This window comes from Streptomyces sp. NPDC088261 (assembly GCF_044740805.1).
Lineage (GTDB): Bacteria > Actinomycetota > Actinomycetes > Streptomycetales > Streptomycetaceae > Streptomyces.
Window position 1 is genome coordinate 37,355 of sequence record NZ_JBIURL010000011.1, and the last position, 23,563, is coordinate 60,917.

A 23,563-nucleotide genomic window follows, 5' to 3' on the forward strand; every position below is an offset into this window, starting at 1 on the left:
AAGCTCCTTCGTCATCAGGGCGCACCCGCCCGGGGCGGCGGCGAAACCGCGCAGGCGAAGCCCGCCGGAGGCCCTGTGAAGCAAGGCCGCCCGACCATGTCCGATCATGTGTGAGCGGATCGTAGCCCGAAACGATGACGGTGAGATTTCACGCGCGCCGTGCCCGCCGACCGCCGGCCGGCCGTCGATCAGCCGTCGATCGGCCGCTGTTCGGCCGGGTACGACAACGGCCCCCGCCCCGCGTCTCCGCGGAACAGGGGCCGTTCGATGTGGCGGCGCCAGGATTCGAACCTGGGAAGGCTAAGCCGGCGGATTTACAGTCCGCTCCCATTGGCCACTCGGGCACACCGCCATGGGATGGTGCTGTCGCCTCGGGAGGACCGTTGGTGCCGGTGTCCCTTGGCGACGACGTAAACGATACCCGATGCCCGGGGGTGCTCCGCCACCCGATTGATCAGCGCTGGGGGCGGGTGCGGGTGACTAGGCTTTACGGCAGCGGTCGGGCGCCGCCGGTCGTGCGTCGGGCGCCTGACCGGCGCCCGGTTCGCGGCGGACGCGCACCCGGCCCGTACCTCATCGCACCCGATCGAAGGAGCCACAGAACATGGCCGACTCCAGTTTCGACATCGTCTCGAAGGTCGAGCGGCAGGAGGTCGACAACGCCCTCAACCAGACCTCGAAGGAAATCGCGCAGCGGTACGACTTCAAGAACGTCGGAGCGTCGATCGACTGGTCCGGCGAGAAGATCCTGATGCAGGCGAACTCGGAGGAGCGGGTCAAGGCGATCCTCGACGTCTTCCAGTCCAAGCTGATCAAGCGCGGGATCTCGCTGAAGTCGCTGGACGCGGGTGAGCCGCAGCTCTCCGGCAAGGAGTACAAGATCTTCGCCACGATCGAGGAGGGCATCTCCCAGGACAACGCCAAGAAGGTCGCGAAGATCATCCGGGACGAGGGCCCCAAGGGCATCAAGGCGCAGGTCCAGGGCGATGAGCTGCGGGTCAGCTCGAAGAGCCGGGACGACCTCCAGACCGTGATCTCCCTGCTCAAGGGGCGTGACTTCGACTTCGCCCTCCAGTTCGTGAACTACCGGTGACGACGGTGGTACGGGGGCGGGGCGGACGATCCGCTCTCGCCTCCGCCCCCTTCCTCCGCACGCCGGGCCTCTCCGCGCCGGGCCTCCGCGTCTCATGAGCGGCGAGCTGTTCCCGAGGCCGCGGGAGGAGGTCGCGCCCGGGGCGGTGCACGTACCGGCGTGGCTGTCCGGGGAGCGGCAGCGTGAACTGGTACGGGCCTGCCGGGAGTGGGCCCGGGGTCCCGTGCCGATCCGGCACACGGTGCTGCCGAACGGGGGCGTGATGTCCGTGCGGACCGTCTGTCTCGGCTGGCACTGGCAGCCCTACCGCTACACGCGCACGGCCGGGGATGTGAACGGCGTCCGGGTGGCGGCGTTTCCGCCGTGGCTGGTGGAGTGGGGCAGGGCGGCGGTGGCCGAGGCGTACGGCGATCCGGCGGGCGCGGCCGCGTACACCCCCGACACCGCGCTGATCAACTTCTACGACGGCGACGCGACGATGGGCATGCACCAGGACAAGGACGAGAGGTCCCTGGCTCCGGTGGTGTCCCTGAGCATCGGGGACAGCTGCGTCTTCCGCCTGGGCAACACGGAGAACCGGGGGCGGCCCTACCGGGACGTGGAGCTGGCCTCCGGGGACCTCTTCGTCTTCGGAGGGACGTCGCGCCTGGCGTACCACGGGGTGCCCAAGGTCCGCCCGGGGACGGGCGATCCGGCGACGGGGATGGCCGGCGGGCGGCTGAACATCACCCTGCGGGAGACCGGGCTCGGTGGGTGAGCGCCGGCCGGCGGGTCCTGTCGGCAGAGCCCCGTCAGCGGGTCCTGGAGCGGGAGTTGCCGAAGAGGAGCCGGTAGATGACCAGCAGGACGAACGCGCCGCCGATGGCCGCGAGCCAGGTCGGCCCGTCGTAGAAGTCCTTGTTGATGGGATGGTCGAGCCAGCGCGCCGATATCCAGCCGCCGACGAAGGCCCCCGCGATGCCGATGAGTGTCGTGCCGATCAACCCGCCCGGGTCGCGTCCCGGGAGCAGAATCTTGGCGACGGCTCCGGCGAGGAGTCCGAGAATGATCCAGCCGAGGATGCCCATGTCCTGAACCTGCCTTTCGTGCGGTGTTGTCCCGGAAGACGCCCAGCGGACCGGGCGCGGTTGCGGAGATCCGTAGCCTGCGCCTTATGACACAGGAGTTGCGGCGCACGCTGGGCGTGTTCGACGCGGTGGTGGTCGGACTGGGGGCGATGGTCGGGGCGGGGATCTTCGTCGCTCTGGGGCCCGCGGCGAGGGCCGCGGGGTCGGGTCTGCCGCTGGGCCTGGGGCTGGCGGCGGCGGTCGCGTACTGCAACGCCATGTCGTCGGCCCGGCTGGCCGTCCTCTACCCCGCATCCGGTGGGACATACATCTATGGGCGGGAACGGCTCGGCGCGTTCTGGGGGTACCTGGCGGGCTGGGCCTTTGTCGTGGGGAAGACGGCGTCGTGCGCGGCCATGGCCCTGACGGTCGGCGCGTACGTGTGGCCGGGGCGGGAGCACGCCGTGGCGGTGGCGGCGGTCGTGGCGCTGACCGCCGTGAACTACCGGGGCGTTCAGAAGTCGGCGTGGCTGTCACGGGTCGTGGTGGCGGTCGTGCTCGTGATCCTCTCCGTGGTCGTGGTGGTGTGCCTCGGCTCGGACGCGGCCGGGGCGGGGCGGCCCGCGCCGGTCGCCGACGCCTCCGCCGGCGGGGTGCTCCAGGCGGCGGGCCTGCTGTTCTTCGCGTTCGCGGGGTACGCGCGGATCGCCACGCTGGGCGAGGAGGTGCGTGATCCGGTCCGTACGATCCCGCGTGCCGTGCCCCTCGCGCTGGGGATCGCGCTCGTGGTCTACGCGGCGGTGGCCGTGGCGGTCCTTTCCGTGCTGGGGGCCGGGGAGTTGGGGCGGGCGTCGGCGCCGCTCACCGAGGCCGTACGGGCCGCGGGCGCGTCGTGGCTCGTACCGGTGGTGCGGGCCGGGGCGGCGGTGGCGGCGCTCGGCTCCCTGCTGGCGCTGATCCTGGGGGTGTCCCGGACGACACTGGCGATGGCGCGGGACGGGCATCTGCCGGGCGGGCTCTCCGCCGTTCACACGCGTTTTCACGTGCCGCACCGGGCGGAGCTGGCGGTGGGCGCCGTGGTGGCGGTCGTGGCGGCCACCACGGACCTGCGCGGGGCGATCGGCTTCTCGTCGTTCGGTGTGCTGGCCTACTACGCGATCGCCAACGCGTCGGCCTGGACGCTGGGCACGGGCGGGGCGCCCGGTGACCGGGCGGTCGGCACCCGGGTGGTGGCGGCGGGTGGGCTGGTGGGGTGTGTGGCGCTGGCCTGTGCCCTGCCGCTCGCCTCGGTGGTCTCCGGTGCGGGGGTGCTGGCGCTCGGGGCGCTCATCCACGCCGCGCGGCGGTCCCGGCCGGGGCGGGGGACTCAGGCCGCGGGTATGTAGGTGCGGAAGTCCGGCCACGGCCGGGCCTCCGCGTCGCTCTCCTCGTCCTCCGACCAGGACGTGCCGTCGACCCAGGCACGCTGCCACGCGGCGAGGGCGGGGAACAGGGCGGACTCGGCCGGGGCCGCGGTCTCCGGCGACTGCTCGGTTTCGGTCATGTGCTCATGGTGGACCATGCCACTGACAATGGACCCTGGAACCGCTCCGACCTGCGGTTTCTCTCCGCAGATCGGCTTGTTGGCCCGCCGCGTGCCGGTCCTGTGGCCCGTGCGGGCGGAACCCGCCTCAGCGCACCACGAAGGGCTGGTCGGTCGGGACGACCTCCTTGCCCAGCGGCATCAACGAGATCGGGATCAGCTTGAAGTTCGCGAGGCCCAGCGGGATGCCGATGATCGTCACGCACAGCGCGATGCCCGTGAAGATATGGCCGAGGGCCAGCCACCAGCCGGCCAGGACCAACCACAGGATGTTGGCGACGAACGAGGGCGCGCCCGCGTCGGGGCGGTCGATCGCCGTGTAGCCGAACGGCCACAGGGCGTAGAGGCCGATGCGGAAGGCCGCGAGGCCGAAGGGAATCCCGATGATCGTGACGCAGAGCACCAGCCCAGCCACGACATAGGCCAGGAACATCCAGAAGCCGCACAACACGAGCCAGACCACATTCAGGAGAGTTCTCATGATCGTCGACCTGCCATTCGCTCTAGTCGGGCGATACGTTCCGCCATCGGCGGATGCGTGGAGAACAGCTTGGACACCCCCTGGCCAGGGCGGAAGGGGTTCGCGATCATCATGTGGCTCGCGGTCTCGATCCGCGGCTCGGACGGCAGGGGCAACTGTTTCGTCCCCGCATCCAGCTTACGCAGCGCGCTGGCGAGGGCCAGCGGGTCGCCGGTGATCTGGGCGCCCGAGGCGTCCGCCTCGTACTCGCGGGAACGGCTGACGGCCAGCTGGATCACCGAGGCGGCGAGCGGTCCCAGGACCAGGACCAGCAGGAAGCCGACGATGCCGGGGCCGTCGTCGTCGTCCGAGCGGCCGACGGGGATCAGCCAGGCGAAGTTCACCAGGAACATCACGACCGAGGCGAGCGCGCCGGCGACCGACGAGATCAGGATGTCGCGGTTGTAGACGTGGCTCAGCTCGTGGCCCAGGACTCCGCGCAGCTCGCGTTCGTCGAGGATCTGGAGGATCCCCTCCGTGCAGCAGACGGCGGCGTTGCGGGGATTGCGGCCGGTGGCGAAGGCGTTGGGCGCCTGGGTCGGGGAGATGTACAGCCGGGGCATGGGCTGGCGGGAGGCGGTCGAGAGCTCGCGGACGATGCGGTAGAGCTGGGGGGCCTCGAATTCGCTGACGGGCCGGGCCCGCATCGCGCGCAGGGCCAGCTTGTCGCTGTTCCAGTACGCGTACGCGTTCGTCCCGACGGCCACGACCAGCGCGACGATCAACCCCGTACGGCCGAAGAAGCTGCCGATGACGATGATGAGCGCGGAGAGGCCCCCGAGGAGTACGGCGGTTCTCAACCCGTTGTGCCGGCGGTGCACGGTACGCCCTCCAGATCGTGCGGCAGGGGAACCCTCTGCGGAGTGCTGCTCCACTCTTCAGTGGACGCTTCCGTACTGGTCAACGCCAGGCGGAGGGTTCGGGTTCCCTGACGCCCCGGCCCGGGGCGTACGCCGTCCGGGTGGCGGGCCCCGCCCGGCGGAGGCGGGCCTACGGGCCCCAGGGGGCGCCAGGACCTCTGAGGGGGCACCCTCCGGTCAGCCGGGTGCCTTGGGGGACGCCGTACAGGTCAGAACAGGTTGACGTCGGCGAAGCGCAGGACGAGCTGGGGGGCTCCCGACAGGGCGACGCCGAGGGCGGCGGTCAGGGCGATCGCCACGGTGAGGGGGACGGGGGTGGCGGGCGCGGACAGTTCCCCGTTCCCGGCGGTCCGCACGGCCGCGCCGGACGGTGCCTCCTCGCCCTCCGGGGCGCGGAAGAGGAGCGCCGTCCACCGAAGGTAGTAGTAGAGGGCGATCACGACGTTCACGGCCATGAAGACGGCCAGCCAGCCGAGGCCCGCGTCGACGGCCGCGGAGAAGACCGTGACCTTGGCGAACAGGCCGATGATGCCGGGCGGCAGCCCCGCCAGGCAGAGCAGGAAGAACGCCAGGGCGACGGCGGCGGCCGGGCGGCGCGCGTACAGGCCGCGGTAGTCGGCGATCCGGTTCTCCGGTTCCGTACGAGCGACCAGGGCGACGACGGCGAAGGCGCCGAGGTTCACGACGGCGTACATGAGGGCGTACGCGACAGTGGAACCGATCCGGTCCCCGTCGGCGTACGCGGAGGACGCGATCGGCACCAGCAGGTAGCCGGCCTGGGCCACCGAGGACCAGGCCAGGAGGCGTACGGCGCTCCACGCGCGCGTGGCGGACTGCCGGAGGGCGGCGGCGTTCCCGACGGTCATCGTCAGCGCGGCGAGGAAGGCGAGGACGGGGCCCCACACGTCCGCGTACGACGGGAACGCGACGACCGTGACCAGGATCAGCCCGGTGAAGCCGACGGCCTTGCCGACGACGGAGAGGTAGGCGGCGATGGGCAGCGGGGCGCCCACGTAGGTGTCGGGGACCCAGAAGTGGAAGGGCGCGGCGGCGGTCTTGAAGGCGAAGCCGACGAGGGTGAGGGCGACCCCGGCCCGGGCGAGGGTGGCCAGCTGTCCCGGGACGTCGTCCAGCGCGCCGGCGATCTCCGTGAGGTGCAGGGTGCCGGTGGTGGCGTACACGAAGCTGACGCCCAGCAGCATCACGGCCGTCGCGGTGACCGACGAGAGGAAGAACTTCAGCGCGGCCTCGGAGGAGCGCCGGTCGCCGCGCTTGAGCCCGACCAGGGCGAAGGCGGGCAGCGAGGCCACTTCGAGGGCGACGACGAGGGTGGCGAGGTCGCGGGAGGCGGGCAGCAGGGCGGCGCCGGCCGCCGAGGAGAGCAGCAGGAACCAGAACTCCCCCGCCGGGAGGTCCTTGGTCCCGGTCAGGGAGAGCAGGGCGGTGAGCAGGGCCCCGCCGAGGACGAGCAGCTGGATGACGAGCGTGAAGTGGTCGGCGGTGTAGCTGCACGCGCCGGTCCCGCCGTTCTCGCCGGAGAGGCAGAACGTCGAACGGTCGTCGTTCCACAGCGGCAGCAGAAAGGCCATCGCGGCGGCGAGGCCGGCGATCGCGAGGCCGCCGAGGAGCTGCTTGCGCTGCTCGGGGACGAAGAGGTCGGCCACCAGGATGACGAGGGCGACCACGGCGGTGAGGGTGGGGGGCGCGATCGCGAGCCAGTCGACGGACTGGACGAGGCTGGCGGCGCCGTCGGCGGCCACGGTCACGACATGCCTCCTGCGAGGAGCTTCTGCACGGCCGGGTCGGTGAGGCCGAGGAGGACCGCGGGCCAGAGGCCGGCGAGGACGGTGAGGGCGACGAGCGGGGTCCAGGCGACGAGTTCGTACGTCCGTACGTCGGCGAAGCCCGGGGCGGCCGGGGTTCCCCGGGCGCCGGTGTCCGGGGCGGCGGGGGTGTCCGTGATGGCCCGGGTCGCCGGGATGCCCGGGGCGCCTGCCGCGCCGGTCTCGTGCGGGGCCTGCACGCCCATGCACACCCTGCGTACGACGATCAGAAGATATGCGGCGGTGAGAAGCGTGCCGAGGCCCGCGACGGCCATGAAGGTGAGGAAGGCGGGCCGGCTCAGGCCGTCGGCGGGGTCGAAGGCGCCGAACATCGTGAGCATCTCGCCCCAGAACCCGGCGAGGCCGGGCAGTCCGAGGGAGGCGACGGCCGCGAAGGCGAGCAGGCCGCCGAGGCGGGGCGCGCGGCCGTAGAGCGCGGCGCCCGTGGCACCGGCGAGGGTGTCCAGGTCGGCGGTGCCGTAGCGGTCCTTGAGCGCGCCGACCAGGAAGAACAGCAGGCCGGTGATGAGGCCGTGGGCGATGTTGGCGAAGAGCGCGCCGTTCACGCCGGTGGGGGTCATCGTGGCGATGCCGAGCAGCACGAAGCCCATGTGGCCGACGGACGAGTACGCGATCAGCCGCTTGAGGTCGCCGCCCGCGCCCTGCCGGGCGAGGGCGAGGCAGGCGAGGGATCCGTAGATGATGCCGACGACGGCGAGGGCCGCGAGGTAGGGCGCGAAGGTCCGCATCCCGTCGGGGGCGATGGGCAGGACGATCCGGACGAACCCGTACGTACCCATCTTGAGCAGGACCCCGGCGAGCAGGACGGACCCGACGGTCGGGGCGGCGGTGTGGGCGTCCGGCAGCCAGCTGTGCAGCGGCCACATCGGGGTCTTCACGGCGAGGCCGACGCCGATCGCCAGAACGGCGATGACCTGCGTGGAGGTGCTGAGCCCACGGCCGTTGTCAGTGGCGAGTGCCACCATGTCGAATGTGCCCGCCCTCAGCCCGATGAGGAGCAGGCCGAGCAGCATGACCACGGACCCGAGCAGGGTGTAGAGGATGAATTTCCAGGCCGCCGCCTGCCGGCCGCCCGGGACGCCTTCCGAGCCGCCCCAGCGGGCGATGAGGAAGTACATCGGGATGAGCACCATCTCGAAGGCCAGGAAGAAGAGCAGCAGGTCGAGGACGGCGAAGGTGGCGAGGGTGCCGGATTCGAGGAGGAGCAGCAGGGCGACGAACGCCTTGGGCGAGGGGCCCGAGGGCATCTTGAAGTAGCTGTAGAGCGCGCAGAGGAAGGTCAGCAGCGCGGTCAGGACCAGAAGGGGGAGCGAAATGCCGTCGATGCCGAGGTGGATGCGGACGTCCAGCGCCGCGATCCAGCTGATGTCCGTGGTGGCCTGCATCCTCGACGCGTGGTCGCGGTCGAAGCCGAGGGCCAGGACGATCGCGGCGGCGAGGATCGCGCCGGTGACGGTGACGCCGTGGCGGAGCACGGCCTGGTCGGGGCCGCGGCCCTTGAGTCCGGGCGGTGCGGGGAGGAAGACGGCGGCGGCGCCGACGAGCGGTCCGGCGACGATCAACGCCAGAAGGGCCTGCATCACGGATTCACTGATATCGATCACGGCTCACGCTCCGGCGGCGACGAGTACGGCGGCGATCGCCAGGACGACGGAGCCGGCCAGCAGGGCGCTCAGGTAGGTCTGCACGTTGCCCGTCTGGGCGCGGCGGACGGCGGCGCCGAGCCAGCGGGTGCCGGTGCCCGCGCCGCGTACGTACGTGTCGACGACCTCGCGGTCGAGGAAGCGGACGAGCTGGGCGGCGGCGAGGACGGGGCGGACGAACAGGCGGTCGTAGAGCGTGTCCAGGTGGAATCCGGCCGCCGCGTGGGGGTGGAGGCGGCCCAGGAGCAGACGGCCCGGGTCGGCCGGGTCGTGGGCCGCGCCGATGTCCCCGTAGGCGGCGAGGTGCGTCTCGATGGCTTCGATCTCCGATTGGGCGGGTTCCGCGTCGGGGTGCGCGGCGACGGCGCCGAGGGGGGTGCGGCTGGTCAGGGCCGAGGTGTGGCGCCAGACGCCGTAGAGGGTCAGGCCGCCGACGAGCGCGACGCCGGTGCCCAGGACGGAGGTGGTGAGGTTCGGCGCCAGGCTGTCGCCGTCGAACCAGTCGGCGATGTAGCCGACGGTCAGGCCGAGTGCGAGGGAGGGGACGGCGAGGACCCAGAGGACGGCGTTCATGGCGACGGGCTGTTTGCCGTGGTCGGGGGCCTCGGCGCCGCGGCCCCGGAAGGCGAGGAGCCACAGGCGGGTGGCGTAGGCGGCGGTGAGGAGCGCGGTCACCAGGCCGGCGACGAGCACGACCCAGCCGGCGGCGCCGGGCGCGGTGTGGGCGGTGCCGAGGGCGGTGTGCTCGGCGACGACGAGGACGGACTCCTTGGAGAAGAAGCCGGCGAAGGGAGGGATCGCGGCGAGCGCGAGCAGGGCGACCGTCATCGTCCAGAAGGCGTCGGGGATGCGCTTGGCGAGGCCGCCCATGCGGGACATGGCGGCGAGCGAGTTGGTGCCGGCGGCGTGGATGATCACGCCGGCGCCGAGGAAGAGGAGGGCCTTGAACGCACCGTGGGAGATCAGGTGGAAGACGGCCGCGCTGCGGTCGCCGAGGGCCAGGGCGCCCGACATGTAGCCGAGTTGGCCGATGGTCGAGTAGGCGAGGACCCGTTTGATGTCGTCCTGGGCGAGGGCGGCGAGGGCCGAGCCGACCATGGTGACCGCGGCCATCACGGCGAGGACGACCAGCGCGGCCTTCGAGGCGGTGAACACGGGAAGGAGGCGGGCCACGAAGTAGATGCCGGCGGCGACCATCGTCGCGGCGTGGATCAGCGCGGAGACGGGAGTGGGGCCCGCCATCGCGTCGGGGAGCCACGTGTGGAGGGGGAACTGCGCGGACTTGCCCGCGACGCCCGCGAGCAGCAGCAGGGCGATCAGGGTGGGGTGGTCGAGGCCGCCCTCCGCGACCTTGTCCAGGATGCCGGTGATCCGGAACGTGCCGGTGTCGGCGGCGAGGGCGAACAGGCCGATCAGGAAGGGGACATCGCCGAGCTTGGTGATCAGGAAGGCCTTGAGGGAGGCGGCGCGCGCCTCGGGGGTCTCCCAGTAGTGGCCGACGAGGAAGTACGAGCAGATGCCCATGATCTCCCAGCCGACCAGGAGCACCATCAGGTCGCCGGAGTAGACGACGAGCAGCATCGCGGAGGTGAAGAGGGAGACGAGGGCGGCGTACGACGGGTAGCGGGCGTCGTCGCGCAGATAGGCCGTCGAGTAGATCTGAACGCAGGTGGCGACGGTGCCGACGAGGACCGCGACCAGGGCGGCGAAGCCGTCGATGTGCAGGGCGAGGTCGATGGGGACCGAGCCGGTGGGGGTGAGGCGGGTCGCCGCGTCCAGCGGCGTCGTGCCGTTGCCCGCGCCGCCGCCCTGGCGTACGGCGACCGTGATCGCGAGCGCGGTGGCCGTCAGGGTGGGCAGGACGGCCAGGGGGCGGACGAATCCCGGGGCGGTGCGGCCCAGCAGGAGTCCGGCGGCGGCGCCGAGGAACGGCAGGAGGGGGACGAGAACGGCGAGGGTGGTGGTGGTCACGCGGTGGCCTCAGTCTTGGTGCCGTCGGGGGCCTCGGCGGTGTCGCGGAGCCGGTCGACGTCCGAGGTGCCGCGGTTGCGGTACACCATCAGGACGATCGCCAGGCCGATGCCGATCTCGGCGGCGGCGACGGCGATGACGAACAGGGTCAGGGCCTGGCCGGAGTGCAGGGTGTCCCGGAGCCATACGTCGAAGGCGACCAGGTTGAGGTTGACGGCGTTGAGCATCAGCTCGACGGACATCAGGACGAGGATCGCGTTGCGGCGGGCGAGGACGCCGTAGATCCCGGTGCAGAACAGGAGGGCCGCGAGGACGGCGGGATAGGCGAGGTGCATCAGCGCTTCTCCTTGCCGGGGCCGGGGCGGGAATCGGTGGCCGGGCCGGTGCTGCCGGGGCCGGCCGGGGTGTCGGTCCTCTTGCGGGAGAGGACGATCGCGCCGACCAGTGCCGCCAGCAGCAGGACGGACAGGGCCTCGAAGGGCAGTACCCAGTGGCGGAAGAGGAACTGTCCCGACACCTTCGTGGAGCCCTGCGCCGGTCCTTCCAGGTCGACCCAGGTCGTACGGAACGCGTCCACGACCACCCAGACCAGCGCGGCGGCCGCCGCGACGGCGACGGCGAGAGCGACCTTGCGGTTCTCCGAGTCGGCGTCGGGCGAGTGCCCGATGGGCGCCTTGGTCAGCATCAGTCCGAAGAGGAGGAGGACCACGACGGAACCGACATAGATGAGGACCTGCACCCAGGCGATGAACTCCGCCGTCAGCAGCAGGTATTCGACGGCGAGGCCGCCGAGGGTCACGACGAGCCAGAGGGCGGCGTGCACCAGCTGCCGGGTCGTGACGGTGACGAGGGCCGCGCCGAAGGTGACCAGGCCGACGAGGACGAACGCGATCTCCACGCCGCTCGGGGACAGGAAGCCGTGGCCGGCCGTGGCGGCGGCGGTTGCTGCGAGGGTCACTCGCCGGCCTCCTGACCGGGCTGCCCCGGCTCGTCCGCCGCCGGTGCCGGTGCTGCTGACGCCGCTGCCGATGCCGCCGCGAGTTTGTCGGCCGTCTTGTGGGCCGCGGTGAGCTCCTTGGGCTCCTCGGCGCCGGGGTCGAGGGCGGGCGGCGCCGGCACCGTCCACATCCAGTCGCGGAGCTTGTCCCGCTCGTGGGTGAGGTCGCGGATGTCCGTCTCCGCGTACTCGAACTCCGGTGACCAGAACAGCGCGTCGAAAGGACAGACCTCGATGCAGATACCGCAGTACATGCAGAGCGAGAAGTCGATGGCGAACCGGTCGAGGACGTTGCGGCTGCGCTCCCGGCCCCCGGGGGCGGCGGCCGGGACGGTCTCCTTGTGGGAGTCGATGTAGATGCACCAGTCGGGGCACTCACGGGCGCACAGCATGCAGACCGTGCAGTTCTCCTCGAACAGGCCGATCACCCCCCGGGAGCGGGGCGGCAGTTCGGGCTGGGCGTCCGGGTACTGGGCGGTGACGGTCTTGCGCGTCATCGTCCGCAGGGTGACGGCCAGCCCCTTGGCCAGGCCGGAGCCGGGGATCGGGGACATCAGTTGATCGCCACCTTCACGATGCCGGTGAGCGCGATCTGCGCGAGGGCGAGGGGGATGAGCACGGTCCAGGCGAGCTTCTGCAACTGGTCCTCGCGCAGGCGGGGATAGCTCACCCGCAGCCAGATGACGACGAAGGCGAGCACGGCGGTCTTGAGGAGGGTCCAGACCCAGCCGAACCCGTCGCCCCCGAGGGGGCCGTGCCAGCCGCCGAGGAACAGGACGGTGGTCAGACCGCACAGGACGACGATGCCCGCGTACTCCGCGAGCAGGAAGAGCGCGAAGCGCAGCCCGGTGTACTCGGTGTACGCGCCGAAGATGATCTCGGAGTCGGCGACGGGCATGTCGAAGGGCGGGCGCTGGAGTTCGGCGAGGCCCGCGACGAAGAAGACCAGGGCGCCGACGATCTGCCACGGCACCCACCACCACGCGAACGCGTGGAGGATGCCGGGCAGCGAGACCGTGCCGGCCGCCATGGCCACGGAGGCGGCGGCGAGGAGCATCGGCAGTTCGTACGCGAGCAGTTGGGCGGCGGTGCGCAGGCCGCCCAGGAGGGAGAACTTGTTGGCGGACGCCCAGCCCGCCATGAGCGAGCCGAGCACGCCGATCCCCATCACGGCGAGCACGAAGAAGATGCCCGCGTCGACGACCTGGCCGACGGCGCCCTCGCTCGGGCCGACCGGGATCACGACCAGGACGAGGAGGTACGGGAGGAGGGCGACGGCGGGGGCCAGTTGGAAGACACGGCGGTCGGCGGCGGCCGGGACGATGTCTTCCTTCTGGGCGAACTTCACGCCGTCCGCGACGAGTTGGGCCCAGCCGTGGAAACCGCCCGCGTACATGGGGCCGAGGCGGCCCTGCATGTGGGCCATCACCTTGTGCTCGGCCTGCCCCACGACGAGCGGGAGGACGAGGAACACAGCGAAGACGACGATCAGCCGGAGGGCGATGTCGAGCACGTCGTTCACGCGTCTCCTCCGGGCCGGTCGGTGTCGGGGGCGGGTCGGTCGCTGCCCGGGGCGGGTCGGTCGCTGTCCGGGGCGGGTCGGTCGCTGTCCGGGGCGGGTCGCTCGCTGTCGGGTGCGGGACGGTCCGGCTCCCTGTCGGGGCGCTCGGGTTCCGGCGCGGGACGCTCCGGCTCCGGGGCGCGCCAAGGGGCGTCAGGCGTAGGGGGTGCGGCGGGTGTGGGGGCCTGGGTGGTCGAGCCCTCCGTGACGCTGCGGGTGCGGCGCGGCGGGCGGTCGGCCGGGGCGCCTCCCGCGCGGGCCCCCCGGGCCGGGCGGGCCGGGGCGGCGGGCAGTTGGCCCTTGAGCGGGCCCCACTCGTTCGGGTCGGGCACGCCCGGCGGCAGCATCTGGCGGCGCTTGGGGCCGCCGTGCTCGGACTCGCCCGGCTCCTTCGCCCCCGGCCACGCCTTCGCGACCCGGGCCGCGAGGACGAAGTCCTTGCGCAGCGGGTGGCCCTCGAACGTCTCGGGGAGCAGGAGGGGGACGAGGTTCGGGTGGTCGGTGAAGGAGATGCCGAACATCTCGTGGGTCTCGCGTTCGTGCCAGCCCGCGCCCGCGTAGACCCCGAGGGCGGTGGGCAGGGCGGGTGCCTCATGCGGGACGGTCGTACGGACGAGGAGCGCGCGGACCGTACCGGCGCCGAGGGCGGCGACGTGGGCGCAGACGCGGAAGCCGGTGCCCGGTTCGTCGACGGCGCTCAGCCAGTCGAAGTAGGTGCAGCCGAGGGTGGTCCGGGCGGTTTCGAGCGCGGTCAGCCAGGAGGCGGCGGGCACGTCGACCGTCAGGAGGCCGTACGCCCGCTCCGCCGTGGCCCCCTCGCCGAAGATCTCGGCGGCGGCGTCCGGCAGCCGGTCGTACGCGCTCACGAAACGCCCTCCCCCGGGGGCGGCGGCGGAGGCACCAGTCCGCTGCGCAGCGCGGCCGGCGAGGGCCGGCCCGCCGAGGCGTAGCGGTCGCCGAGCGACTCGCGGGAGATCTTCTCCTGGAGCTTGAGGATGCCCTGGAGCAGCGCCTCTGGGCGCGGCGGGCAGCCCGGTACGTAGACGTCGACGGGGATGATCTGGTCGACGCCCTTCGTCACGGAGTACGAATCCCAGTACGGGCCGCCGCAGTTGGAGCAGGCGCCGAAGGAGATCACGTACTTGGGCTCGGGCATCTGCTCGTACAGCCGCTTCACGGCCGGCGCCATCTTGTCGGTGACCGTGCCGGAGACGACCATCAGGTCGGCCTGGCGCGGCCCCGGCGCGAAGGGGATCACACCGAGCCGGATGAAGTCGTGGCGGGCCATGGACGCGGCGATGAACTCGATGGCGCAGCAGGCGAGTCCGAAGTTGAAGACCCAGAGGCTGTAGCGGCGCCCCCAGTTGAGGACGACCTTCATGGGCTCGGGCGCCAGCCGGGAGAGCACACCGAGGCGCTGGGGAGCCGCCACCGGCACCGGGGCCGGCGGCGCTTGGGGGGTCACGTCCATTCGAGGACGCCCTTCTTCCATGCGTAGAGCAGTCCTACGGCCAGGAAGCCGAGGAAGATGAACATCTCGACGAGCGTCGTCGCGCCGTAGCCGGGGGCGGCGAACACGGTCGCCCACGGGAACAGGAAGATCGAGTCGACGGCGAAGATCACGTAGAGGAACGCGTAGACGTAGTAGCGGACCTGGGTGTGGGCCCAGCCCTCGCCGACGGGGTCCACGCCGCATTCGTACGTGAGCAGCTTCTCCGGCGTCGGCACCACGGGCCGCAGCAGCCGGCCCGCCCCGAAGGCCACGGCGACGAACAGCACGCCGACAACCGCGAGCAGCCCGACGACCGAATAGCTCCGGAAGTAGTCCGCCGCGAGAACGGTCGGTTCCGACACGTCCGCCCCTCGCTCCCTGACTCCGTAGCAGCCGTAGCGGCCTCTTCGACGATCTGTACGGACGGGAGTCTAGGCCCTGCTAAAGAAAGGGTAAGCAGCCCGTCCACCGTAACCTTCCGGAACTCGTACGAACCTTTCGTACGAAGGTGGGGTTATCCCTACTTCCCGCGCACCCAGCCACCCCATGGCGCGGGTGTCCGCGGCCCGGCAGTCTGGTTCCTTATGACCGTGAGTTTCGATGATCCCGAGGCCAAGAACGACCGGCCGCCCCCCGTGCGCCCCGCCTTCGACCGCCAGACCTGGAAGGAGATCGCGCATCTCCTGGCGAATCTGCCGTCGTCGCTGGTCGGGTTCGTCTATGTGGTGGTCACCGTGTCCACCGGCGCCGGGCTGTCGGTGACGGTGATCGGTCTGCCGTGGCTGGCCCTCGGGCTGGCGGGGGCCCGGCTGCTGGGCCGGGGCGAGCGGGCGCGGGCGCGGAAGCTGCTGGGGGTACGGATCGACGAGCCGAGCCGGCTGGTCGCGCGCGGCCGGGGGCGGGGGCAGTCCGGAGGAGGGTTCTTCGCCCGGCTGTGGACGGGGATCAGCGACCCGGTGGCCTGGCGGACGGTGCTGTACGAGTTCATCCGGCTGCCCTGGAGCGTGCTGACGTTCTCCGTCACGCTGGTGGGCCTGTTCGTGCTCTGGCCCGTCCTGCCGTACGTGGCGCGGGGGCTCACCAACGTGGACCGCGCGATGGTACGGGGGCTCCTCTCGCCCTCCGACGAGCTGGAGCGGCGGATCGCCGAGCTGGAGTCCGACCGGGGTGTGGTGGTCGACACGGCGGCGGCGGACCTGCGCCGTATCGAGCGCGACCTCCACGACGGCGCGCAGGCCCGGCTGGTGGCCCTGGCGATGGGGCTCGGCCTGGCGAAGGAGAAGCTGCTGGAGGACCCGGACGCGGCGGCGGTCATGGTGGACGAGGCGCACGGCGAGGTGAAGCTGGCGCTCCAGGAGCTGCGCGACCTGGCGCGCGGCATCCACCCGGCGATCCTCACGGACCGCGGTCTGGACGCGGCCCTCTCGTCGATCGCCTCCCGGTGCACGGTCCCGGTGAAGGTGACCGTGGACCTGACGGAGCGGCCGGCGGCGGCGATCGAGGGGATCGCGTACTTCACGGCCTCCGAGCTGCTCCAGAACGTCAGCAAGCACAGCGCGGCCCGTACGGCCTCGGTGGACGTGTGGCGGTCGGAGGAGCGGCTGCTGATCCAGGTCACGGACGACGGCAGGGGCGGCGCGAGCCTCGACGGAGGTACGGGCATGTCCGGCCTCGCCGAGCGGCTGGGCGCGGTCGACGGCCTCTTCGTCCTGGACTCGCCGGTGGGCGGCCCGACGACGGTCACGGCGGAGCTGCCGTGGCGGCGGCGCGGGACGGCCTGAGGACGGCACGGGCGCGTGGGCAACGCGCGGGCGACGGGCGGGGCGTGCGGGGCGCTCCGCCCGTCCGTGTGTAAGGGGCCCGGGGCCCCGAGGTAGGGAAAACCCCAGGGTGAAGAGGGCTACCGGCCTCATGGTGACGAGCGCGGCGGGCCCGGAGCATGGAGACATGCCCGTACAGACCGCACCCGCACCCCCGCCCGCACCGGCCCCCGCCCCCGCCCCGCTCGCAGATCGGAATCCGGCCATGGCTCTCGACTACGGATCGCCCACCCGGCGCCCCCTCGTCCCCCAGGTGCTGCGCGCCCCGGTCGGGGCCCGGACCTGGCGCGAGTTCGGGTACCTGATGCTCAGCCTGCCGATCAGCGTGGTGTTCTTCTCCTACGCGCTGACGATGTTCGCCGCCGGTGTGGGCCTGCTCGTCACCTTCCTCGGCGTGCCCGTGCTGGCGGCCGGGCTGGCCGGCTGCCGCGCCCTCGGCGCCGTGGAGCGGGCGCGGGCCCGGGCGCTGCTGGGCATGGACCTCCGGGACCCGGAGCCCGTACGGGGTACGAGGCCGGGGCTCATGGGCTGGGTCGGCGCGGTCCTCAAGAGCGGGGTGTCCTGGCGGCACCTGGCCTACGCGCTGGTGCACTTCCCGTGGGCGGCGTTCGCGTTCACGGTGGCGCTGGCGTTCTGGTCGACGGCGTGGTCGCTGTTCCTGTACCCGCTGTGGCAGTGGGTGTTCCCCCGCTACCTGGACCAGCCCGGGATCTCCTTCACGGGTGAGATCGACGGCCGGGACTTCTACCTCGACACCCCCTTCGAGATCGGCGCCACCTGCGCGGTGGGCCTGGTGCTCGTGCTGGCCACCCCCTGGCTGATCCGGGGCCTGACGAGCGTGGACCGGCTGCTGGTCGCCGGCCTGCTGGGGCCGTCCAGGATGGCCGCCCGCGTGACGGAGCTGGAGTCGGACCGGGGGGTCGTCGTGGATACGGCGGCGGCCGACCTGCGCCGTATCGAGCGGGACCTCCACGACGGCGCGCAGGCCCGGCTGGTGGCGCTGGCCATGGACCTGGGGCTGGCGAAGGAGAAGCTGGCGGAGGACCCGGAGGCGGCGGCGCGGATGGTGGACGAGGCGCACGGCGAGGTGAAGACCGCCCTCCAGGAGCTGCGTGACCTGGCGCGCGGCATCCACCCGGCGGTGCTGACGGACCGCGGTCTGGACGCGGCGCTCTCGGCCGTCGCGTCGCGCTGCACCGTACCCGTACGGGTGGAGGTGGAGCTGCCGGCCAGGCCCGCGGCGGCGATCGAGGGGATCGCGTACTTCACGGTCTCCGAGCTGCTCCAGAACGTCAGCAAGCACAGCGCCGCCCGTACGGCCTCGGTGGACGTGTGGCGCTCGCGGGACCGGCTGATGCTCCAGGTCGCGGACGACGGCAGGGGCGGCGCGGACGCCTCCGCCGGCAGCGGTCTCGCGGGGCTGGCGGAGCGGCTGGACGCGGTGGACGGGATCCTCGCCGTGGAGTCGCCGGCGGGCGGCCCGACGACGGTGACGGCGGAGCTGCCCTGGCGGGGCTGACCCCACGGGCACATGGGGGCCGACCCCCAGGGTGCGTGACGGATTCGCCCGGGTGCGCGCGGAGCCGTTCGAATACTGGGATGCTGGAGTCGCGGGGGCAGACATCGGCATCAACAGGGGGAGCAACAGCGTCGTGGTGGAGGACAGGGTGCGGGTCGTCATCGCCGAGGACTCGGTACTGCTCAGGGAGGGCCTGACCCGGCTGCTCACCGACCGCGGGCACGACGTGGTCGCCGGGGTCGGCGACGGCGAGGCGCTGATCAAGACCGTGGGCGACCTGGCGGCCCAGGGGGCCCTGCCCGACGTGGTGGTCGCGGACGTACGGATGCCGCCGACCCACACCGACGAGGGCGTACGGGCGGCCGTACGGCTCCGCAAGGACCACCCCGGCATCGGGGTGCTGGTTCTCTCGCAGTACGTGGAGGAGCAGTACGCCACCGAACTGCTGGCCGGCAGCTCACGCGGCGTGGGGTACCTGCTCAAGGACCGGGTCGCCGAGGTCAGGGAGTTCGTGGACGCGGTGGTACGGGTCGCCAGGGGCGGTACGGCCCTGGACCCGGAGGTGGTGGCCCAGCTGCTCGGCCGCAGCCGGAAACAGGACGTGCTGGCCGGGCTGACCCCCCGGGAGCGCGAGGTCCTCGGTCTGATGGCCGAGGGGCGGACGAACTCCGCGGTCGCCAAGCAGCTGGTCGTCAGCGACGGCGCGGTGGAGAAGCACGTGAGCAACATCTTCCAGAAGCTCGGGCTCTCCCCGAGTGACGGGGATCACCGGCGGGTCCTGGCCGTCCTCACGTACCTCAGGAACTGACCGCGGGACACGGGGGCAACTGCCCCTGGGACATTGGACCTAGAACCAAAGGACCAGAGCGGCACACGGCGCGCGCGCCGTGATCGTACGGACAAAATAGTCCATACGCTGACATCGCCGGGTCCGAAAACCACGTCTGTCCTACGATCGGTCCAGGGTAGGTGACCCTTACCGACGTAGGGTGGTCTCCGGGACTGCCGGGCAGCCGGTGGTCGCGAGCCGCCGCCTCGAGGGAGGTCCAGTTCAGTGACCAGCCAGGTCAGTAGCCCAGCCGAGCGTGCCGATGAGGCCGACGACGTCAGTGAAGGCACCGTGGGGGAACAGGGAGCCGCGCTCCCCGCGCCCGAGGGTGACGGCACGAAGGAAGTCCGCCGCCTGGACCGGGTGATCATCCGCTTCGCGGGTGACTCGGGCGACGGCATGCAGCTGACGGGTGACCGCTTCACGTCGGAGACGGCGTCGTTCGGGAACGACCTGTCGACGCTGCCGAACTTCCCCGCCGAGATCCGGGCACCCGCCGGGACCCTCCCGGGTGTCTCCTCCTTCCAGCTGCACTTCGCCGACCACGACATCCTGACCCCGGGCGACGCCCCGAACGTGCTGGTCGCGATGAACCCGGCCGCCCTCAAGGCGAACATCGGCGACGTCCCGCGCGGCGCCGAAGTCATCGTGAACACCGACGAGTTCACCAAGCGCCCGATGGCCAAGGTCGGCTACGCGGTCTCCCCGCTGGAGGACGGGTCCCTGGACGGGTACCAGGTCCACCCGGTGCCGCTGACCACCCTCACGATCGAGGCGCTCAAGGACTTCGGGCTCTCCCGCAAGGAGGCCGAGCGCTCGAAGAACATGTTCGCGCTCGGGCTGCTGTCGTGGATGTACCACCGGCCGACCGAGGGCACCGAGAGATTCCTGCGGGCCAAGTTCGCGAAGAAGCCGCAGATCGCCGAGGCGAACGTGGCCGCCTTCCGGGCGGGCTGGAACTTCGGCGAGACCACCGAGGACTTCGCGGTCAGCTACGAGGTCGCCCCGGCCTCGACCGCGTTCCCGACCGGCACGTACCGCAACATCTCCGGGAACCTTGCCCTGTCCTACGGCCTGATCGCCGCCGCGCACCAGGCGGAGCTGCCGCTCTACCTGGGCTCGTACCCGATCACCCCGGCCTCGGACATCCTGCACGAGCTGTCCCGGCACAAGAACTTCGGTGTACGGACCTTCCAGGCCGAGGACGAGATCGCGGCCGTCGGCGCCGCGCTGGGGGCCGCCTTCGGCGGTTCGCTGGCCGTGACGACCACCTCGGGTCCCGGGGTGGCGCTCAAGTCGGAGACCATCGGCCTCGCGGTCTCCCTGGAGCTGCCGCTGCTGGTGGTGGCCATCCAGCGCGGCGGCCCCTCGACCGGGCTGCCCACCAAGACCGAGCAGGCCGACCTGCTCCAGGCGATGTACGGGCGCAACGGCGAGGCGCCGGTGCCGATCGTCGCGCCGCAGACCCCGGCGGACTGCTTCGACGCGGCCATGGACGCCGCCCGGATCGCCGTCACGTACCGCACCCCCGTCTTCCTGCTCTCCGACGGCTACCTGGCCAACGGCTCGGAGCCGTGGCGGATCCCGGAGATCGAGGAACTGCCCGACCTGCGCGTGGAGTTCGCGTCCGGCCCGAACCACCAACTGGCCGACGGCACCCAGGTGTTCTGGCCGTACAAGCGCGACCCGAAGACGCTGGCCCGCCCCTGGGCGGTGCCCGGCACCCCCGGTCTCGAACACCGCATCGGCGGCATCGAGAAGCAGGACGGCACGGGCAACATCTCGTACGACCCCGCCAACCACGACTTCATGGTCCGTACGCGCCAGGCGAAGATCGACGGCATCGAGGTGCCCGACCTGGTGGTGGACGACCCGGACGGCGCCCGCACGCTGGTGCTGGGCTGGGGGTCCACGTACGGGCCGATCACCGCCGCCGTGCGCCGGCTGCGCAAGGACGGCGAGGCGATCGCGCAGGCCCACCTGCGCCACATCAACCCGTTCCCGCGCAACCTCGGCGAGATCCTGGCGCGGTACGACAAGGTCGTCGTCCCCGAGATGAACCTCGGCCAGCTCGCCACCCTGCTCCGGGCGAAGTACCTGGTCGACGCCCACTCGTACAACCAGGTCAACGGCATGCCGTTCAAGGCGGAGCAGCTGGCCACGGCTCTCAAGGAGGCCATCGATGTCTGAGGCGCACGCGGTGTCCGGGGCCCAGGCCCCGGCGAACGAGCTGCTGACGCTGGTCCCGCCGGCCCAGGGCAAGCAGTCCATGAAGGACTTCAAGTCGGACCAGGAGGTCCGCTGGTGCCCCGGCTGCGGTGACTACGCGGTCCTGGCCGCCGTGCAGGGCTTCATGCCCGAGCTGGGGCTGGCCAAGGAGAACATCGTCTTCGTCTCCGGCATCGGCTGCTCCTCCCGCTTCCCGTACTACATGAACACGTACGGGATGCACTCCATCCACGGCCGCGCCCCGGCCATCGCCACCGGCCTCGCCACCTCGCGGCGCGACCTGTCGGTGTGGGTCGTCACCGGGGACGGCGACGCGCTGTCCATCGGCGGCAACCACCTGATCCACGCGCTGCGGCGGAACGTCAATCTGAAGATCCTGCTGTTCAACAACCGGATCTACGGGCTGACGAAGGGCCAGTACTCCCCCACCTCCGAGGTCGGGAAGATCACCAAGTCGACCCCGATGGGCTCGCTCGACGCGCCCTTCAACCCGGTGTCGCTGGCGCTCGGCGCGGAGGCGTCCTTCGTGGCCCGTACGGTCGACTCCGACCGCAAGCACCTCACCGAGGTGCTGCGCCAGGCCGCCGACCACCCGGGCACCGCGCTGGTGGAGATCTACCAGAACTGCAACATCTTCAACGACGGCGCCTTCGAGGTCCTCAAGGACCGCGACCAGGCGCAGGAGGCCGTGATCCGGCTGGAGCACGGGCAGCCGATCCGCTTCGGCGCGCCGCTGGAGAACGGGCTGGGGTCCAAGGGGGTCGTACGGGACATGGCGTCCGGGGACCTGGAGGTGGTGACCGTCACCGCCGAGAACGAGTCGCGCGTGCTGGTCCACGACGCGCACGCGGCGAGTCCGACGACCGCGTTCGCGCTGTCGCGCCTCGCGGACGCGGACACGCTGCACCACACGCCGATCGGGGTGCTGCGCAGCGCGCGGCGGCCGGTGTACGACACGCTGATGTCGGACCAGCTCGACCGGGCGGTGGAGCGGCAGGGCAGGGGCGACCTGGCGGCGATGCTGGCCGGGGGCGACACCTGGACGGTCGCGGGCTGAGCCCGTCTTCCTTCGCGCGGTTCACCCGGAGCCCGGATCTCTCAGGAGGTCCGGGCCCTTCCGTACGTACGCTCCACCTCTCGTACGTACGCTCTAGGAGGTCCGGGCCTCGTCGTACGTCTCCCGCGCCGCCTCGACGTCTCCCAGCCGCCGTTCCGTCCAGCGCGCCAGCCCCCACACCTGCTCGGCGGCCTCGCGCCCCAGGTCGGTGAGGCTGTAGTCGACGCGCGGCGGGATCACGGGCTTGGCGTCGCGGTGGACGAAGCCGTCCCGCTCCAGGGTCTGGAGGGTCTGGGCGAGCATCTTCTCGCTGACGCCGCCGACCGTCCGCCGCAGTTCGCTGAAGCGGTACGAGCGCTCCAGCAGGTTGGCGAGCACGAGCACCCCCCAGCGGGAGGTGACGTGTTCCAGCACCAGCCGGGACCCGCACATGGGCTCGTTGACGTTCGCCCGGGGCGGCCGGGCGTCCAGATCCGCTTCGCTCACTGCCATGCCAGTACCTTACTTGAAAGTGGGTACTTTCGCGGAGAAAGTACCGCCCCTAGGGTGAGTGTGCAGAGCATGACGGAGCACACACAATCCCCCGAAAGCGAGCAGACCCCCCATGAGCATCGTCGTCACGGGAGCCACCGGCCACCTCGGCCGCCTCGTCCTCGAGTCCCTGCTGGCGTCCGGCACGGCGCCCGGCGACCTCGCCGCCGTCGTTCGCGACAAGGAGAAGGCGGCGGAGCTGGCGGCGCGCGGCGTCGAGCTGCGGGTCGCGGACTACGACCGGCCCGAGACGCTCGCGGACGCGTTCAGGGCCGGCGACCGGGTGCTGCTGGTCTCGGGCAGCGAGGTAGGGCGGCGGGTGCCGCAGCACGCCGCCGTGATCGACGCCGCGCGGGCGGCGGGGGTGGAGCGGTTCGCGTACACCAGCATCCTCGGCGGCCCCGACTCCGAGCTCCAGCTGGCCGCCGAGCACCAGGCCACCGAGCGGCTGATCCTCGACTCGGGCCTGCCGTACACCCTCCTGCGCAACGGCTTCTACACCGAGGTCTACACCGAGGCCCTCGCGCCGGTCCTGGAGCACGGCAAGGTGGTCCACAGCGCGGGCGACGGCCGGATCGCCTCCGCGAGCCGCGCGGACTTCGCGGCCGCCGCGGCCACCGTCCTCACCGGCGAGGGGCACCTGAACCGGGCGTACGAGCTGAGCGGCGACACCGCCTGGTCCTTCGCGGAGTACGCCGCCGAGCTGTCCCGGCAGACCGGCCGGACGATCACGTACGACAACGTGCCCGCCGAGGTGTACGGGGAGATCCTCGCCGGCGCGGGGGTGCCGGCGCCGGTCGTCCCGGTCCTCGTCGACCTCGACGCCGGGATCGGGCGGGGGCAGATCGCGCACGTCACCGGGGAACTGGCCGCGCTCATCGGGCGCCCGACCACGCCGCTCGCGCAGAGCGTGGCGGAGGCTCTGGCGTCCCACCCGGCCTGACGTACCGCGGGGGCGCGCGGGTGTCA

24 protein-coding genes and 1 tRNA gene are annotated in these 23,563 nt (G+C 71.9%); 9 read left to right on the forward strand and 16 right to left on the reverse strand.

All coding sequences use genetic code 11. The annotated features are described in order from the left end of the window. Nucleotides 1–270 precede the first annotated feature (270 nt). Nucleotides 271–352 (reverse strand) — tRNA-Tyr (locus tag ACIODU_RS21750). Nucleotides 353–604: 252 nt separating this feature from the next. On the opposite strand from ACIODU_RS21750, the gene ACIODU_RS21755 reads away from it, so the two are divergent. Both ACIODU_RS21755 and ACIODU_RS21760 read left to right on the forward strand, forming a co-directional pair. After that, a complete protein-coding gene (locus ACIODU_RS21755; RefSeq protein WP_161310837.1) occupies nucleotides 605–1,093 on the forward strand; it encodes a YajQ family cyclic di-GMP-binding protein in 489 nt (162 codons plus the stop codon). Between the two features lie 94 nt (nucleotides 1,094–1,187). Next, nucleotides 1,188–1,850 carry an alpha-ketoglutarate-dependent dioxygenase AlkB family protein gene (locus tag ACIODU_RS21760; RefSeq protein ID WP_401769541.1) on the forward strand — a complete coding sequence of 221 codons (663 nt, stop codon included), beginning with the start codon at nucleotides 1,188–1,190 and terminating at the stop codon, nucleotides 1,848–1,850. Nucleotides 1,851–1,884: 34 nt separating this feature from the next. Here the strand turns inward: ACIODU_RS21760 and ACIODU_RS21765 are convergent, their stop codons facing one another. Further along, nucleotides 1,885–2,160 carry a GlsB/YeaQ/YmgE family stress response membrane protein gene (locus ACIODU_RS21765; protein ID WP_327235003.1) on the reverse strand — a complete coding sequence of 92 codons (276 nt, stop codon included), beginning with the start codon at nucleotides 2,158–2,160 and terminating at the stop codon, nucleotides 1,885–1,887. Nucleotides 2,161–2,246: 86 nt separating this feature from the next. On the opposite strand from ACIODU_RS21765, the gene ACIODU_RS21770 reads away from it, so the two are divergent. Beyond that, entirely contained in the window at nucleotides 2,247–3,524 is a 1,278-nt protein-coding gene (locus ACIODU_RS21770; RefSeq protein ID WP_401769542.1) for an APC family permease, read from the forward strand. On the opposite strand, the gene ACIODU_RS21775 is transcribed toward ACIODU_RS21770, so the two are convergent. The 13 genes from ACIODU_RS21775 to ACIODU_RS21835 all read right to left on the reverse strand — a co-directional run bounded on the left by ACIODU_RS21775 (nucleotide 3,506) and on the right by ACIODU_RS21835 (nucleotide 14,971). After that, a complete protein-coding gene (locus ACIODU_RS21775) occupies nucleotides 3,506–3,682 on the reverse strand; it encodes a hypothetical protein (protein WP_356425934.1) in 177 nt (58 codons plus the stop codon). The genes ACIODU_RS21770 and ACIODU_RS21775 overlap by 19 nt on opposite strands. Before the next feature lie 127 nt (nucleotides 3,683–3,809). Then, complete coding sequence (locus tag ACIODU_RS21780; RefSeq protein WP_356425931.1) at nucleotides 3,810–4,202, reverse strand: YccF domain-containing protein; 393 nt, start codon at nucleotides 4,200–4,202, stop codon at nucleotides 3,810–3,812. Beyond that, complete coding sequence (gene htpX / locus ACIODU_RS21785) at nucleotides 4,199–5,062, reverse strand: zinc metalloprotease HtpX (RefSeq protein ID WP_161310831.1); 864 nt, start codon at nucleotides 5,060–5,062, stop codon at nucleotides 4,199–4,201. Before htpX ends, ACIODU_RS21780 begins: the two co-directional genes overlap by 4 nt. A gap of 248 nt (nucleotides 5,063–5,310) precedes the next feature. After that, nucleotides 5,311–6,867, reverse strand: coding sequence for an NADH-quinone oxidoreductase subunit N (locus ACIODU_RS21790; RefSeq protein ID WP_401769543.1), 1,557 nt, complete (start codon nucleotides 6,865–6,867; stop codon nucleotides 5,311–5,313). After that, complete coding sequence (locus tag ACIODU_RS21795) at nucleotides 6,864–8,525, reverse strand: NADH-quinone oxidoreductase subunit M (protein ID WP_401769641.1); 1,662 nt, start codon at nucleotides 8,523–8,525, stop codon at nucleotides 6,864–6,866. Before ACIODU_RS21795 ends, ACIODU_RS21790 begins: the two co-directional genes overlap by 4 nt. 27 nt (nucleotides 8,526–8,552) lie before the next feature. After that, nucleotides 8,553–10,559, reverse strand: coding sequence for an NADH-quinone oxidoreductase subunit L (locus ACIODU_RS21800; RefSeq protein ID WP_401769544.1), 2,007 nt, complete (start codon nucleotides 10,557–10,559; stop codon nucleotides 8,553–8,555). After that, complete coding sequence (gene nuoK, locus ACIODU_RS21805; RefSeq protein ID WP_167028703.1) at nucleotides 10,556–10,894, reverse strand: NADH-quinone oxidoreductase subunit NuoK; 339 nt, start codon at nucleotides 10,892–10,894, stop codon at nucleotides 10,556–10,558. Before nuoK ends, ACIODU_RS21800 begins: the two co-directional genes overlap by 4 nt. Then, complete coding sequence (locus ACIODU_RS21810; protein ID WP_401769545.1) at nucleotides 10,894–11,517, reverse strand: NADH-quinone oxidoreductase subunit J; 624 nt, start codon at nucleotides 11,515–11,517, stop codon at nucleotides 10,894–10,896. The genes nuoK and ACIODU_RS21810 overlap by 1 nt, the downstream gene beginning before the upstream one ends. Beyond that, complete coding sequence (locus tag ACIODU_RS21815) at nucleotides 11,514–12,110, reverse strand: NuoI/complex I 23 kDa subunit family protein (protein WP_401769546.1); 597 nt, start codon at nucleotides 12,108–12,110, stop codon at nucleotides 11,514–11,516. The genes ACIODU_RS21810 and ACIODU_RS21815 overlap by 4 nt, the downstream gene beginning before the upstream one ends. Beyond that, on the reverse strand, nucleotides 12,110–13,078 hold the full coding sequence (locus tag ACIODU_RS21820) for an NADH-quinone oxidoreductase subunit H (RefSeq protein ID WP_401769547.1): 969 nt from the start codon (nucleotides 13,076–13,078) through the stop codon (nucleotides 12,110–12,112). Before ACIODU_RS21820 ends, ACIODU_RS21815 begins: the two co-directional genes overlap by 1 nt. Beyond that, nucleotides 13,075–13,983: an NADH-quinone oxidoreductase subunit C gene (locus tag ACIODU_RS21825; RefSeq protein WP_401769548.1), complete on the reverse strand. Its 909-nt coding sequence runs from the start codon at nucleotides 13,981–13,983 to the stop codon at nucleotides 13,075–13,077. Before ACIODU_RS21825 ends, ACIODU_RS21820 begins: the two co-directional genes overlap by 4 nt. Further along, nucleotides 13,980–14,588, reverse strand: coding sequence for an NADH-quinone oxidoreductase subunit B (locus ACIODU_RS21830; RefSeq protein ID WP_161308871.1), 609 nt, complete (start codon nucleotides 14,586–14,588; stop codon nucleotides 13,980–13,982). The genes ACIODU_RS21825 and ACIODU_RS21830 overlap by 4 nt, the downstream gene beginning before the upstream one ends. Continuing rightward, nucleotides 14,579–14,971, reverse strand: a complete 393-nt coding sequence (locus tag ACIODU_RS21835) for an NADH-quinone oxidoreductase subunit A (protein WP_161308872.1) — start codon at nucleotides 14,969–14,971, stop codon at nucleotides 14,579–14,581. Before ACIODU_RS21835 ends, ACIODU_RS21830 begins: the two co-directional genes overlap by 10 nt. 222 nt (nucleotides 14,972–15,193) lie before the next feature. Between ACIODU_RS21835 and ACIODU_RS21840 the strand changes: the two genes are divergently transcribed. The 5 genes from ACIODU_RS21840 (at nucleotide 15,194) to ACIODU_RS21860 (ending at nucleotide 22,063) form a co-directional block, all read left to right on the forward strand. Then, a complete protein-coding gene (locus tag ACIODU_RS21840; RefSeq protein ID WP_401769549.1) occupies nucleotides 15,194–16,390 on the forward strand; it encodes a sensor histidine kinase in 1,197 nt (398 codons plus the stop codon). A gap of 244 nt (nucleotides 16,391–16,634) precedes the next feature. Next, on the forward strand, nucleotides 16,635–17,948 hold the full coding sequence (locus tag ACIODU_RS21845) for a sensor histidine kinase (protein WP_401769642.1): 1,314 nt from the start codon (nucleotides 16,635–16,637) through the stop codon (nucleotides 17,946–17,948). Nucleotides 17,949–18,096: 148 nt separating this feature from the next. Beyond that, nucleotides 18,097–18,756 carry a LuxR C-terminal-related transcriptional regulator gene (locus ACIODU_RS21850; RefSeq protein ID WP_161307788.1) on the forward strand — a complete coding sequence of 220 codons (660 nt, stop codon included), beginning with the start codon at nucleotides 18,097–18,099 and terminating at the stop codon, nucleotides 18,754–18,756. 246 nt (nucleotides 18,757–19,002) lie between these two features. Further along, nucleotides 19,003–20,967: a 2-oxoacid:acceptor oxidoreductase subunit alpha gene (locus ACIODU_RS21855; RefSeq protein WP_401769550.1), complete on the forward strand. Its 1,965-nt coding sequence runs from the start codon at nucleotides 19,003–19,005 to the stop codon at nucleotides 20,965–20,967. Next, on the forward strand, nucleotides 20,960–22,063 hold the full coding sequence (locus ACIODU_RS21860; RefSeq protein ID WP_401769551.1) for a 2-oxoacid:ferredoxin oxidoreductase subunit beta: 1,104 nt from the start codon (nucleotides 20,960–20,962) through the stop codon (nucleotides 22,061–22,063). The genes ACIODU_RS21855 and ACIODU_RS21860 overlap by 8 nt, the downstream gene beginning before the upstream one ends. Before the next feature lie 93 nt (nucleotides 22,064–22,156). Here the strand turns inward: ACIODU_RS21860 and ACIODU_RS21865 are convergent, their stop codons facing one another. Further along, nucleotides 22,157–22,555, reverse strand: a complete 399-nt coding sequence (locus ACIODU_RS21865) for a winged helix-turn-helix transcriptional regulator (RefSeq protein ID WP_401769552.1) — start codon at nucleotides 22,553–22,555, stop codon at nucleotides 22,157–22,159. Between the two features lie 112 nt (nucleotides 22,556–22,667). On the opposite strand from ACIODU_RS21865, the gene ACIODU_RS21870 reads away from it, so the two are divergent. Further along, nucleotides 22,668–23,537 (forward strand): NAD(P)H-binding protein, encoded by an 870-nt coding sequence (locus tag ACIODU_RS21870; protein ID WP_401769553.1) that lies wholly within the window; start codon nucleotides 22,668–22,670, stop codon nucleotides 23,535–23,537. Nucleotides 23,538–23,563 lie beyond the last annotated feature (26 nt).